Here is a 13,304-nt window from a genome sequence, read left to right on the forward strand (position 1 = left end):
CGTTGCACCAGTTCTGGGTTTTGGGCAACGCTCAAAACTTCTTTAATGTTCGATCTTTATTGCATGATATTAGTCATGTCAGTGTAAGAGATTTATTGTTATGGACTTTCAAAGCCCGGTTCAAGAAAAGCACTATACAAAAGTTTCCGGCTGGATGCGACCTTTATTTGGCGATATCCCGTGGGAAAAGTTAGACGAACCCGGCTTTGGATTGTTTATGGGTTCTGCGTGGGTGGAAGTGCGGATTTTGCCCTGGAAAGAGGATACGGTCGTCAACGTCCGTTCGACCGTGGTGAGCGATGCGACCCTGACGGCGGATCTGCTCAATTATCTTTTGCGCGAAAATCATGAAATGCGGTTTGGTGCATTTTCAGTCTCCAAGGATGGAGATATTCTCTTCGAGCATACGATTGTGGGTTCTACTATCGATAAGAGAGAACTGGAAGCCTCCGTCATTGCCGTTCTAGAGATTGCAGATAAATACGACGACGAAATTGTGGCGCGTTGGGGCGGAAAACGCGCGTTGGATAAAGCGCCCTAGGATTTTCAGTTCGCCGCAACTATTCCCTGAAGCTTAGAAAGGGGGATGGGGTATTGAGAACAAAAATCCCTAGGGATGTTGGGAGAGCCACGCTTCAGTTTGCTGTCGCAGCGCTCGATAAAACGCCGTTCGCCGATCTTGAATGCAATCTTCGCGGAAGTCTTGCGCCCGATGCAAATTCCGAGCCGACATCTCTGACAACCGCTGAGGATCGCTCACCATTTCTCGAATCTTAGCCGCCAATGCCGAGACATCGACAGGCGGTACCAGATCTTCCGAGGGCAGTAATTCCGGCATCCCGCCTACGGTGGAACCCAAACAGGGCAGCCCCCGGGCCATGGCCTCTAGCATGGCCCGAGGTAGGCCCTCCTGACGCGAAGGCAGCACAAAGAGGTCTGCGCGATCGAGCTGCTGCCGCACCGCCGCACCCGCGGTCAACGCTCCCAAGAAAAGACAGCGATCGCCGATGCCCAACTCCGCCGCTTGCTTCTCTAACATCGGGCGGTATTGTCCGTCCCCTACAAACACCAGCTTTAAATCCAGTCCTTGCTGCGTGCAACGGGCGATCGCCTCAATTAAAATATCCTGCGCCTTATAAAGCTGAGACATGGCTCCCACCGTGACGAGCATCCAGGACGTCCGATCGGGCGCAAAAGTTTTGGGCTGCTCGACAAACGTATCTTCGGGCAGTTCTGCCATAGAGTAATGGTCCGTGTAAGCTGCGGGCGAAGGCGGATACTGTTTCTGAAGGGCCGCTTCCGTGATGTAGGCTGCCGCGCTGGCCCCGTAACAGAGCGATCGCAGTTGGCGGGGAACCGACCACCGAAAAAACGGGCGGAGTTTACTGCGGACAGCCCCAGGCGAAAAGACATCGTAGGGATCGGCGATGATGTAAACGCCGTAGGGATAGGCGGAGGCTCGCAGCTTGTTGCGGAGGGCAAGGGCGGGCGGGCTTGCAGAGTAAAACAGGACTGCATCCCCTACCGTAAAAGCATTCCGAGCGCTATTCAAAACCCTCTGCCGTCGCAACAGATATTCCCAAGGGCCGATGTAATGTGGCAATGGCTCCACAGAAATGCGATCGGTATTGACCCGCACCCAGTCAGGAGAGGCTTCAGCGACAGGTCGGACGCGGGCGACAATTTTTACTTCCTCAAAAACCTCAAAATATCGCTTCCAATAGGAGGGTGCAAACATGGTTTGGGTCCAGATCGCTCCATCGGCCGTGCTGTGGAAACGATGATCGATAACGACTAATACGCGCATGTTTCTTTTTACTGAATTTGATATAGGTAAACTGCTTTCGGTGGCAAGGTTAGGACCACCGTACCGCCCGCATTTTGTTGGACCATCGGCGAACCGAATAGCGGCGCGATCGCCCGACCTTGCTTTTCCCGTACGAGGGCTTGCTGGCTGCGATCGACAGAAGTATTCGCGATCGCCCACAGCGACTTTTCCCCCTTCGTCCAGATTCCGCCTTTCAACGGCTTCGAGGAAAAGGTAAGGGGTTCAAAGGTGCCATCCAGGAAAAAGGGCGATAAAGACTGTACTTCCCGATTGAGCGCTTTGAGTCCTTGCCAGAGTTGCGGGCGATCGGGCAGAAACCAAGCTTCATCGTAGTAGGTGTAGTACAAAATGCCTTTCGCTCCTCCTAGGAGTGCCTGATAGGTCATGTTGCGTACTTCTAGGGTGTCGGGGACCGTTCCCCGCTCGGGAGGTCCCGCTACTTCCCAAGGAAAGGTTTGTAAGTTAGCAAATAATGCCTGCTGCGGTGCTGTTGCTGTTATTTCCGCGATTTCGGCAATTTCTGAGTGGGTTTTGGAGAGTTCGTCCGTGGTGTGGTTGCGGATGGGGTAGGATTGCCGACCCAAGATGTCGGCGCACCGGGCAAATTTCTGTAAGTCCTTAGAGTAACCGCTAATGTAAGTCAGGTGATTTGGATCGGCGGCCCGAATTTTACGGTTCAGCGCCATCACTTCCAGGGGAGTGCGTTTCCCATTATCGACATCGTCAGCTAAATTCCAAGCCAGGACGGCGGGTTCGTTCTTGAAGCGCCGTACGAATTCGAGGGGGTCTAAATGATGTTCGCTCACTACGTAGACCCCAAGCCGATGGGCACGCTGCAAAAGTTTTGCATGACTCGCCCAGTCATTTGCAGAAACATGAACGGTATTGAAGCCTGCGGCGGCAATATCTTCAAGGTGCCGGATCTGCCGGGCTGAAGAAATTCCCCAAGAGACGTGGTAAAAGCCCATCGGAAAAAAGGGGCGACGATCGATGGCCAGGGAACCGTTCGGGCGAATGCTAATCTGCGAGGGCCGAGCCTGCGCGGCGCAAACGGCTGGCGGAACTGCCGAACAACCCGCCCAAACAGAACTGGCGATCGTCAACAGCGCCGTTAGGGGTCGAGTTAATGCTGGAATACTGCCCATCTTCTCTCTCGATTCTTTTGCAATTTAGCCCAACCTACTATTCTGCTGGGGTCGGTACAGCATCAGACCAATCGATAACAAGTAGGCGATCGTCAGCCCTCTGCCCAAGGCCCCAAACATGCTTTCCGCCATCGAGACGATCCAAAACAAAATGCTGACGAGCAGAGGGGCGATCGCGTAGGGATTGACAGCAGATTGCTCCAAGAAGAAGCGATAGGCCGCATAAAAGCTCATCAACGCGAAAATAACCATTAGATAGGCTGCAATCAAGCCGTTTTGACCCAAAATATCAATTAAGGAGTTATGCCCTCCCAAGTTGAACTGCTGCATAAAATAATCGTTACTGCCATAACCGAATAACCGAGCATCTTGAAAGGTTTTGCCCCAGATATAGCTGCGTCCGTTAAACGTATCGTTGGACTCCAGCTTGTCGTCGTACCCGGCCTCAAGACCCTGCACCATCGCAGACAGATCGTTTCCCCAATACAGCATCAAAGTTCCCGCTAACCCCAACCCAAACAGCAAAAGCCGCGCTAAATTTCGAGGGCGCTGGAGCGTCAGAAAAGCCGGATAAAGCGCTACGCAAAGACCAATTAACCCTCCGAGTAAAGAGGTGCGGGAATTAGAGATCGAGATAAGTCCGAAGGTTAAAATCAGCGCGCCGCTCAATCCAAAGAGGTTGAGGGTTCTAAAGGGCCGGGGAGGATCCAGCAAGGTTTTGTTCAGCAAAATCAGCAACCCGCAGCAAATTGTCAGCATCGTGATACCGAGCTGATTGGAATTGCTAAAAACACCCGCGTACGGAAGGCTGGCGGGGGGAGATAGCACCACGGATCCGATCGCGTAGGGGACGTGACCTAAAATGAGTCCCCAAGCCATGACAGCTTCCATCGATCGCCCTGCGGCTCGCGGTAGGGCATAAAAGAAAAGACAGGGCACGCCAATTAAAAGCCAGACCCCATCGTTGAGCGCTTTCGCATTTTCATTGACTAACCCCGATAGAACGGCTGCCGTTCCAAAACACAGCCACAATAGCAGCAGCAATACGAAGCGCGGTTGAAGAATGCTAGCAGGTTTGAAGATTGCGGTGGCGATGAAAATTACTAAAGGAATTCCCACCAATCCGTAGCGGACCCGAAACCAAATTGGATCTAGAGGATGGTCGTAACTCCCCAATGCCACAATGGAAGCTCCGCCCATCAGCATCGCAAGCAATACGATGAGACTCATCTCTCCTAGATGGATGGCTGTTTTGGGATGGACGGCGATCGCTGCGGCGGTCGCGGGGGACTTTCTATTGATTTGCGGCGGCTGCATAGAGAGCTTCCAAAAGCGGAACGGTGTTTTCCATATTGAAGGGACTTGCTTCGAGCGATGGAAGCGTCTCTTTGACAGATTTCCGAGGGGTATTGCGACTGTGGGTCAGGAGCGCATTCGCCCACTCCACGGTCGAGCGCGCGAGCGACAAGCGTCTCACTAAACCCGGTACCACGTCAGCTTCTACGGGAACGACATCTGAGATCAGGCAGGGCAACCCCGCCGCCTGCGCTTCCACAATCGCGACACCTAAGCCTTCATGAATCGAAGGAAACAAAAAAGCATCCATCCCTCCCAGCAAGATTGCCGCAATATCCGAACGCGGACCAGTAAAAACGACGCGATCGCCAATGCCCAGAGCTCGCACCTGCCGCTCGATTTGGGGCTGCAGCGACCCCTGCCCGACCAACAGCAGGTAGCTATTGGGGTGCTGGTGCATCGCTTCTGCTGCCACTCGCACCAGAAAGTCGTGATTTTTTTGCGGCTCAAACCGTCCCACATGCCCGATAACCCAAGCATCCGCCGGAATCTGCCACTCCTGACGGACGTCGTCGGGCGCAACCTCTGTGACAAAGGGATGCAAATCCAGGCCGCTAAAGAGCAGATTTATCCGTTCGTCTTCAACCCAGGCAGGCCCGAATAAATCGAGGGCAGCTTGCTGGCTAGTGGTCAAACCGTGGGTCATCGAGCGCGAAATCGAACGTTTCATCAGACTGAGATAACCTTGCCTCAGCCAGTTTTTCGAGCGTTCTATCGCGCGGTGGTCGTTGTGACTGTGGGCGATCAGACAGGGAACTTTGGCCGCCTTAGCAATTTGCAAGACATATCCGCTAAAGAAATGGACGTGGCTGTGCACGACGTCGTAAGGACCGTAGGCGCTCAAAACCCGCTTGAACTCCCAGGCATAGCGCCAAGGCTGCGTCAGATAGGGACATGGCAAGATCCGGCAGCCCAGCGCCAGAACCTCTGGATCGTAATCCCCTGCTGCTTGGGAGTGAACCATAATATCGATTTGAAAATGCTGGCGATCGATCGATCGCAAAACGCGCATCAGCCACGTTTCCAGACCGCCGCGATCCATTTTCCCCACCACATGTAAAATTCGCACGGGATGTTTGGCTGAATCCGACAGCTCAGGATGCTTCTGCATGGGCGCGTTGAGTTGAAATGGCATGAACGATCGCTCCTAAACTCATACAAAACTGCACCCCCGCCGCCAAAATGAGGGCAAAGGCCGCACCCATCAACCCCTTAGAGGGAATCAAACAGTAACAAGCGATCGCCAAGCTGACGGCGCTGATCGACAGCAGAGGCACCTGAGTCTTAAAATATCGAGCTGCTGTCAACCCATAGCCCAAGAAAGACGCCATGTACTGCATCCCAGAAGCGACCATCAGCGCGATAAATAAGGGTTTTCGCTCGCCATAGTCCGGGCTGTACAGCAGACTCAGTAACGTCCCGCCGCCGAGCGCCGCGATCGCGACGGCTGCCGCACCCAAGACAAACCCGATGCCGACCAATCGAAACAGCAGCAAACTATAGGCCGCGCGATCGCCAGAGGCATAGTGTTTCGCCAACCGAGGACTGGCCGAATCGCCCAAGGCCCCCACAATAATGTTGCCAGCAACCATCAGATAGGCGATCGCATTAAAAATGCCCAGTTCTCTTTCCCCCAGGCTTGCGATCGTAAAGTAGTTCGGCAAATTAGAACTCAACGAAGACAACATCATCACTAAGCCCAACGGCAATGCTAGCTTGACTAATGGGAAAAGTCTCTTAATGTTCCAATTCGGTTTGAGCCGCCCTAACTCCATCCAACGACGTGGGCTGTTCGGCCCTTCAGCCTCTAGCAATCGCAACGCATTGGCGAGGTCATACCCGATTAATACGATCCCCCAGGCCAAAATTAGTCCCAATACGCCCCCAATGGCGCTACCGCTCGACCAAACGCCCAACCCCAGAAACAATAATGCCAACGGCCCCCTCATCATCAACGACAGGGCAATGCGATCCATGCGTTCGTGCTTTTGCAAGAACCCATAGCAAACATCGCTGATGGATTCCAGACATTTGGCGAAGCCCAAGAGCATCACCACCACCATCGTCTGCCAACGATAGCCTGAGAAAAGGGCGATCGGCACGACAGCTAAAACCGCCAATTGACCGGATAGCAATCTCAGCCCTAGATAATCTCTAAACTGGTAAAGCTGTTTGGCATCCGTAGCTTGAATTTGACGCAGTTGAAGATTGGTCAGCATAAAGATGGGAGCCGTCACCGCTAACCCTAGAGTGAACTGGCCCACCATTTCTGGACGCCCCAACTTGGTAAACACCACCAGGATGCCCCACTGGGATCCGGCATATACCAGATTCCCCATCATGGTCCAAGAAAAGTTGCGTTTGAGAGAAAGAGAGACTGCAGGTTGTGCCATCTAGCCGTTCGACAAAATATGCCCGTTAAAACGCCTAATTCAAACTTTGAACTTGGAGAAGTGTCTGAGCCTGCGCTCCATTAATCGGTCTTAGGAAAAAGTAACCTTGACCGTACTTGCATTGAAGATTTTTGAGTTGCGTTAATTGCTGGGGCGATTCAATTCCCGTTGCGATCGTATCGAGTCCCCAACTTTTGGATAAATCTAAGACTGTTTGAAAAAAGTCTAAATTATCGGCATTTTGGGATAACTCATGGATGCGGGAACGATCGATTTTTAACCCGTCAAATATGTGAACCCAATCCATGAGGGGCGATAGCTGCTTCAAGGGCGAAAATCCGAAGTTGTCCAGCAGGAGCCTCGCCCCCAATCCCTTCATCTTGAGAAGCGCGGCGATCGCCGCTTCAGGATGCTGAGTAATAAACTGTTCGGGAATCTCAAAACACAATCGACTGACGTTCGCTTGGGTTTCCTGAAAAATAGCGCCCAGATTTGCAATAAAGTCGGGATGGAGAAGCTGCGAACTCGACCAATTGACACTGATTGTAAAGCTGGGATGCAGATTTAAGACTTCGAGCGTTCGCAACTGCAAACAAATTTCGCGCATCCCCCACAACCCAATCGCATGAATGTGCTGCGTTCGATCTGCAATCTGAATGAACTGACTGGAGCGCATTAACCCGTGTCTGGGATGCTCCCAGTGGAGCAGGGCTTCAAACCCTGCTACCACATAATTTTTTTGAAGCATCAAAATCGGTTGATAGAGCACCTTAAAATCTCGGGTCACTACAGCAACGGACAACTCTTGGGCGAGTTCGTCGCCGCGGCTCGGGTTGGGCGCTGGACTTAAAGGATTGGGACGACTGCTGATGTGCGGCTGCGGTTTTCGATCTCCCTTGAAGGGGTTGAACTGGGCAAGGCGGAGCGATCGCTGCGTCGGAAAAATACTAGACCCAGAATTCGATCGCAAACCTGGAATCAAACGCTTGAAGTAAAACCGAATCATTACTTCGTTATGATCCAGTGCCGCCTGAAACAGGCCGTGCAAGCCTTCTTCTAAATGGGTAGGGATTTGAGAAACCGCATTTTGAACCACAAATAGATTTTCGTTTTCAGTCGGTTTGCAAGCTTCCTCGGCTAGAAAAAGCTCTTCGTGGAGTTTTTCTCCAGGGCGCAGACCGGTATAGATAATGTCAATATCAGTCCCTACCTCATACCCAGACAGTCGAATCAGATCTCGGGCTAAGTCCACAATCTTGATGGGGCGTCCCATGTTCAGCATAAAAATTTCGCCCCCTTGACTGATTGCCTTTGCCTGCAACACCAAATGCACGGCTTCAGGAATCGTCATAAAATAGCGCGTTACGTCGGGATGGGTAATGGTAACGGGACCGCCCCGCTCGATCTGCCCCTTTAAGGTAGGGACGACGCTGCCCCGGCTGCCGAGGACGTTCCCGAAGCGCACCACGCAAAACTGCTTGTGTTTTTGCTGTGCTGCCCTCAGAACGATTAGCTCGCCGACCCGCTTGCTCGCCCCCATCAAGCTGCTGGGATTGACCGCTTTGTCCGTGGAGATCATTACAAACTGACTGGTATTGTGAGCCAGAGCCATTTCTACCAAGTTCTTGGTCCCCAATACATTATTCATAATGGCTTCAGAGGGATTTAGCTCCATCATAGGCACGTGCTTGTGGGCCGCTGCGTGAAAAACCACTTCGGGCTTGAACTTCTGGAACGCATACTCTAAGCGATTGTGGTCTTTTAAATCTGCAATCAAAACGCTCAGGCGGATCGACAAATGCGGCTGAGATGCTCTCAATGCTTGCAGCAGTTGATTCAGTTCCTGCTGGATCGAGAACACGGAATTTTCGCCGTGGCCCATTAGAATCAGCTCTGCTGGATGGCACTGGAGGATTTGCCGGCAAATCTCGCTGCCGATCGACCCCCCCGCCCCGGTCACTAAAACTCTTTTGGAACGCAAATTTGGAGCGACCTTTTCGAGATCCGAGCAAATGGTGTCTCGACGCAGAAGGTCTTCAATTTTGACGTCCCTAACGCTTTTCAAATTGACCTTGCCGTCAATAATTTCATGAATGCTGGGCAAGGTACTGGTTGCAAGATTTAGATCTCGACACAACTGCACGATTTCGCGAATAGCAGTCCCACCTGCTGAGGGAATTGCAATAATTACGCGTTTGACATCCAAGCGAGCGACCAAATCCGGAAGCTCTAAACGAGAGCCCAACACTGAAATACCGCGAATTTTAAGGTCGAGCTTTTTAGGGTCGTCGTCTATGAATGCTACGGGTTCTAGAGCAGAGCGTTCGCGCCGCTGAATAGCGTCAACTAGGGCAACGCCAGCAGTCCCCGCCCCATAAATAATAACCCGCTCGCGGGGCTGCCCCGACCGTCGCTGGTGCAAGGATTTCTCAAAAGCTTTCACGCTGAACCGCGCTGCTCCAACACCCGTAAAGGTCAACAATCCATCGAGTAATGGAAAAGAGCGAGGCAGTAGAAAAATATCCGACGCGCCGTAGAAATAAGCGATCGAGAGAATAAAGCTCTCTGCAAAACTAATCGCAGCACAGGCTGCGGCGATTTGAAGTAAGTCTTCCGTACTGGCGAATCGCCAGCAACGCCTGTAGCTACCCAAAAGATTTAGGCACAGAATTTTTATAAGCGTAAATAAAGATAGGGCGACAAAAAGTCCGCTAGTAAAATTTTGAATTGAGTGCCAGTCGTCCAGACGCAGCCACAACGCTAAAAACGGCGTAACAGCAAATATACAAATGTCGATCAGAAGAAAATTAATATTCTTTATCTTAAAAACCCTTTGAGAAAACCGAAGAAATATCGAGATTGACATACTCCTACAAGACCCTCGTCCCACCATTTTTTATTTGAAAAAGAGATAAAAGAAAGCAAAAAAAATCTTAGAGATTGCTTTTTCCTGCATCATCCAGCATTTTAGTCATACTCAAGCATTCTATTGTTTCAAGCAATGCAATTAAAACCTAAAATGAAAAGGAAGTATTTTATTCCAGAGCTTAACAACCCGCCAGATATCTTCATTCTTATTAAAACAGAGAAGAAATTGAAGCAACAAAAACTACCTAAAGAATAAAGATCTAAAATGTCGTCAACCAAACAATACCTTAATAGATTAATGCCTACCTAAAGTAAAAATATTCTGCAGCCATGTCCAAAGCGCATGAGAAATATTGAGAGATTTTAACGAGCTTTGTACTTGATTTATTGAGGTCTTCCTAGCTTATCACACGCGAAGGCAAGATGAGTAGTGGTAGTTTGAGCTAAGCGACCTCAAAAACTCCACGCTTGGGGATGTCAATGATAGGCAGAATAATCTGATGCTATTCCACTGTATAAACACTTTGTTTTATCCGTCCTTAATTTTATTTAAAGGCTATAAGACTCTGGATTGCATTTGCCTCTTAGTAAAGTATTCTCGCTGGCATACTGTTGCCACTCTCACCTGAGCTAAAGCGTGTAAGCTTTGCTGTATGCATTTATCGTTTCGATCGGGTATCTTATCAGTAGGGAATTGTTTTTTTAATTTCTCTAGCCAAAGAAATTAAAAATGTGTCTGCATTCCTCACCTTAATCCGAACTTAATACACCGTATAGCTCAAAGTCTTTGATGACTGACTGGTTGAGCAGGTGCATTCCACCGCATAGGAGTTTCTGGATTAGATAGAGGAGGAGGCTTAAAATTTGCCCCTGCATTCGATGAAACGTTTGAGTACTCATCAGAATATTTTCTCCATTAAGCATTGCAGATTATAACGACGCAGAAGTTAGGTGAAGTTTGATTGTATATAGATTTCAGGCTTCTTTCTAGAAGTGTAGATAACAACTCCCGTGAATCCGCGATTTCTTTGCTTTTAACCGGAATAGTAAAGACACACACAATCCATGCATACATTTATACAATATCAGACTCAAACAGAGCAGCCCCTCTCCATTAAAAGCACTTTAAGATAATATGTATGTATTCGAGATGACTGAGATACGATCGAGCCTCAATATAGAAGATATGCAACTGGGTCGATGGCGTAATTTAGGGATTGCAAGGTTTCATAAGATTTTTTAAGTAGCGTTTACAATTCTTCGAGTCTCGGAAAGCTTCATTATTTTGGGCGGAATTTTCGCGTCAGCGACATCGGTTTGCAACCGCGCGCTTTGTGCTTGACCCAGAAAAATATCGAAACCTAGTGCATTTGAGGGCGCAGATGCTTGGCGTTTCTGCGACTCAACTGTTAGAGACGAACTTTTTTCCGGACGATCGACAGGGATAGGCCATCCTAACTGGGTGGGCTGTTGGTAGATTCGCTTGAGAGTATTGATGTCTCGGGCCGAAATGACCGGCGGGTTGCGCACTTGGGCGAAGTACATCACGTCGGTTGGGTTTTGGCTGTGGCCCCAGATGCCCAGCCCGTGACCGAGTTCGTGGCGGGCTGCTGCGCTCAAGTATTGGATGGTTTGATTGGGGCGGATATAGATGCTGATGCGATGGGCTAGGGTGGGGCGATCGCTGGGTGCGGAGCGGAATGGTGCGGAGCGATCGCCGCTCGCGTAAAGCTCGAACCGGGTCTCGGCGGACCGCACCCGCGCGCCGCTGCGCTGCTGAGGAGGGTTGGCCGAAATAGCAATGTCGGCTTCGGTGGGGGATGAGGTGAGGCTCAAGGGTAGATAAGGCTGCCAGTCTTTAACCCCTTGAAGAATTGCATTATGCCAAGCCTCAGGCTTAATTAACGCTCCTTGGGGCGGAGGTGCAATGTAAACCCGGATAGGCCAATGACTCCAGATCAAAAATCCGGCTCGCGATGGCTTGATTTGGTCGAAATAGTCTCCCTGAGCGTTTTGAACTGCATCCCATCGCGCTAAGGTTTGGGGTAGCGGATGGGCTTGAGCGGGCGGGAGCGTCGATGAAGTTTGGCTGGAAATCTTCCCCGCAGAGATTGTTAAGGCAATTGCTACAACGGCAAAGAAGACTGTAAGAAAACGTTTCCACGTTTTCCCGCTGAAGTCGTTCTTTCGTCGTCGAGCGATCGGCATTTAAACTGCGGGTGCATTAAATTGACCTGCTGTGGATTCTGCGGGTGGGGACTCTACCGGTGTCGCCATTCGAATTTCCGAGCAGAAGGTTGTAATGCAAACCGTATCGTCCTTCTTGATACTGCTGCTGCGCAAGCGCAAGTTGGGGCTGGCAAACCAGATCCGCTCTTCAGAAATAACGTTCGCGTCCTCAAGCCGAAGGGTGAGTGCTTCATCGGTCCCGATGCTGTAGGTGCCCGTTACGCCATTGGCAGAATTTAAGCTGCGCAGAAGCTGCCCGGAGTGCGGGCTGTCCGAGGCGATCGCCACCAGCAATGCCATTCCTTCCTCCTTAGGCTTGAAGCGACTTTGGTAAGCTTCCGTCACTTCGCTCCAGCGCAGCCTTAGGCCGCATCGTGCCGAAGATGGATCGACGTCGAGCTGTTGGCAAAGGGCTGCAATCTCGCCATGGCTGCCTTCTAGGATTTCACCCCATAGATCGGAACGTCCGCTCTGGTTGTTTTGGTCGATGAGGTGATGGGTAGTGCGCTGAGAAATCCACTTGCCATCGCAGAGCTGAAAAAAAGATTGGATATCCATGGAGCTAGTGACAGAGTACGCCGAATCCTTTCTATTTTAAGGGTTGAGGTGACGGGCGTGAAATTGAATGTGATCCTCAATAAAAGTGGCAATGAAATAGTAGCTGTGGTCGTAGTGAGAATGTTCTCGATAGGTGAGGTCGCGTTTCGTCGCTCGACAGGCTTTTACGAACAGTTCCGGACGCAGTTGCTCGCTCAAAAAAGGATCGGACATTCCCTGGTCGATTAAAATCGGGCGCGAATCGGCTGGGAGCGTTGAAACAATAGCAGTGGCGTCGTAAAGATCCCAAGCAGTTCGATCTGCCCCGAGATAACCCATCAATGCCTTTTGACCCCACGGGCACTGACTGGGGGCTGCAATGGGCGCAAATGCCGAAATGGAACGATAGCGATCGCCGTTCCGCAACCCGCAGACTAACGCGCCGTGCCCGCCCATCGAGTGCCCGAAAATCCCCTGTCGCGCTACATCTGCCGGAAAATACTCGGAAATGAGCGTGGGCAGTTCCTCCACCACGTAGCTGTACGTTCGATAGTGCTTGTTCCAGGGCGATTCCGTTGCGTCCACGTAAAACCCGGCTCCCGCGCCAAAGTCCCAATCTGCCCCTTCCCCAGGAATTCCCGTATTGCGAGGGCTGGTGTCGGGTGCGACCAGAATCAGCCCCAACTCAGCGGCATAGCGCTGCGCGCCAGCCTTGGCCATGAAGTTTTCTTCCGTGCAGGTGAGTCCTGCCAGAAAATAAAGGACGGGTAAAGGCGTTTGGCTGGCCTGCTGGGGCACGTAAATTGAAAAATTCATCGGGCAGTGGCACACTGCGGAGAAGTGGCTGCAAAAGGAAAGCGTGCCATCAAAGATGGCGTGCTGTTTGAGAATCTTAAGCTGGACAGTCATGGGTCATCGTTACACTGGTCTGACTATCCATCAATTTTG

General features: G+C 51.1%; 11 protein-coding genes. 1 reads left to right on the top strand and 10 read right to left on the bottom strand.

Features of this window, described 5'->3' with window-relative positions; translation table 11 throughout:
- Positions 1–100 precede the first annotated feature (100 nt).
- Positions 101–541 carry a T3SS (YopN, CesT) and YbjN peptide-binding chaperone 1 gene (locus R6H26_RS17085; RefSeq protein ID WP_404784027.1) on the top strand — a complete coding sequence of 147 codons (441 nt, stop codon included), beginning with the start codon at positions 101–103 and terminating at the stop codon, positions 539–541.
- A gap of 69 nt (positions 542–610) precedes the next feature.
- On the opposite strand, the gene R6H26_RS17090 is transcribed toward R6H26_RS17085, so the two are convergent.
- From R6H26_RS17090 to fghA, 10 genes are all read right to left on the bottom strand, one after another.
- Positions 611–1,738 carry a glycosyltransferase gene (locus R6H26_RS17090; RefSeq protein WP_404784029.1) on the bottom strand — a complete coding sequence of 376 codons (1,128 nt, stop codon included), beginning with the start codon at positions 1,736–1,738 and terminating at the stop codon, positions 611–613.
- A 77-nt stretch (positions 1,739–1,815) separates the two neighbouring features.
- Complete coding sequence (locus R6H26_RS17095; protein WP_404784031.1) at positions 1,816–2,973, bottom strand: hypothetical protein; 1,158 nt, start codon at positions 2,971–2,973, stop codon at positions 1,816–1,818.
- A 24-nt stretch (positions 2,974–2,997) separates the two neighbouring features.
- Positions 2,998–4,290 carry a hypothetical protein gene (locus tag R6H26_RS17100; RefSeq protein WP_404784033.1) on the bottom strand — a complete coding sequence of 431 codons (1,293 nt, stop codon included), beginning with the start codon at positions 4,288–4,290 and terminating at the stop codon, positions 2,998–3,000.
- A complete protein-coding gene (locus R6H26_RS17105; protein ID WP_404784035.1) occupies positions 4,268–5,464 on the bottom strand; it encodes a glycosyltransferase in 1,197 nt (398 codons plus the stop codon). Before R6H26_RS17105 ends, R6H26_RS17100 begins: the two co-directional genes overlap by 23 nt.
- Positions 5,424–6,722: a lipopolysaccharide biosynthesis protein gene (locus tag R6H26_RS17110; protein ID WP_404784037.1), complete on the bottom strand. Its 1,299-nt coding sequence runs from the start codon at positions 6,720–6,722 to the stop codon at positions 5,424–5,426. The genes R6H26_RS17105 and R6H26_RS17110 overlap by 41 nt, the downstream gene beginning before the upstream one ends.
- A gap of 34 nt (positions 6,723–6,756) precedes the next feature.
- Positions 6,757–9,375: a polysaccharide biosynthesis protein gene (locus R6H26_RS17115; protein ID WP_404784038.1), complete on the bottom strand. Its 2,619-nt coding sequence runs from the start codon at positions 9,373–9,375 to the stop codon at positions 6,757–6,759.
- Positions 9,376–10,340: 965 nt separating this feature from the next.
- Positions 10,341–10,490, bottom strand: coding sequence for a hypothetical protein (locus R6H26_RS17120; protein ID WP_404784040.1), 150 nt, complete (start codon positions 10,488–10,490; stop codon positions 10,341–10,343).
- 339 nt (positions 10,491–10,829) lie between these two features.
- Positions 10,830–11,798: a hypothetical protein gene (locus tag R6H26_RS17125; protein ID WP_404784042.1), complete on the bottom strand. Its 969-nt coding sequence runs from the start codon at positions 11,796–11,798 to the stop codon at positions 10,830–10,832.
- Complete coding sequence (locus R6H26_RS17130) at positions 11,799–12,377, bottom strand: phycobiliprotein lyase (RefSeq protein WP_404784044.1); 579 nt, start codon at positions 12,375–12,377, stop codon at positions 11,799–11,801.
- Positions 12,378–12,413: 36 nt separating this feature from the next.
- Positions 12,414–13,265 (bottom strand): S-formylglutathione hydrolase, encoded by an 852-nt coding sequence (fghA, locus tag R6H26_RS17135; protein WP_404784046.1) that lies wholly within the window; start codon positions 13,263–13,265, stop codon positions 12,414–12,416.
- Positions 13,266–13,304: the final 39 nt, after the last annotated feature.

The organism is Altericista sp. CCNU0014 (genome assembly GCF_044923475.1).
Classification (GTDB): domain Bacteria; phylum Cyanobacteriota; class Cyanobacteriia; order Thermosynechococcales; family Thermosynechococcaceae; genus JAAURS01.

Coding starts and splice junctions, on each gene's coding strand:
- R6H26_RS17110 (WP_404784037.1), bottom strand. CDS start 6,722: ATGGCACAACCTGCAGTCTCTCTTTCTCTCAAACGCAACTTTTCTTGG.
- R6H26_RS17090 (WP_404784029.1), bottom strand. CDS start 1,738: ATGTTTGCACCCTCCTATTGGAAGCGATATTTTGAGGTTTTTGAGGAA.
- R6H26_RS17085 (WP_404784027.1), top strand. CDS start 101: ATGGACTTTCAAAGCCCGGTTCAAGAAAAGCACTATACAAAAGTTTCC.
- R6H26_RS17095 (WP_404784031.1), bottom strand. CDS start 2,973: ATGGGCAGTATTCCAGCATTAACTCGACCCCTAACGGCGCTGTTGACG.
- R6H26_RS17120 (WP_404784040.1), bottom strand. CDS start 10,490: ATGAGTACTCAAACGTTTCATCGAATGCAGGGGCAAATTTTAAGCCTC.
- R6H26_RS17125 (WP_404784042.1), bottom strand. CDS start 11,798: ATGCCGATCGCTCGACGACGAAAGAACGACTTCAGCGGGAAAACGTGG.
- R6H26_RS17105 (WP_404784035.1), bottom strand. CDS start 5,464: ATGCCATTTCAACTCAACGCGCCCATGCAGAAGCATCCTGAGCTGTCG.
- R6H26_RS17130 (WP_404784044.1), bottom strand. CDS start 12,377: ATGGATATCCAATCTTTTTTTCAGCTCTGCGATGGCAAGTGGATTTCT.
- fghA (WP_404784046.1), bottom strand. CDS start 13,265: ATGACTGTCCAGCTTAAGATTCTCAAACAGCACGCCATCTTTGATGGC.
- R6H26_RS17100 (WP_404784033.1), bottom strand. CDS start 4,290: ATGCAGCCGCCGCAAATCAATAGAAAGTCCCCCGCGACCGCCGCAGCG.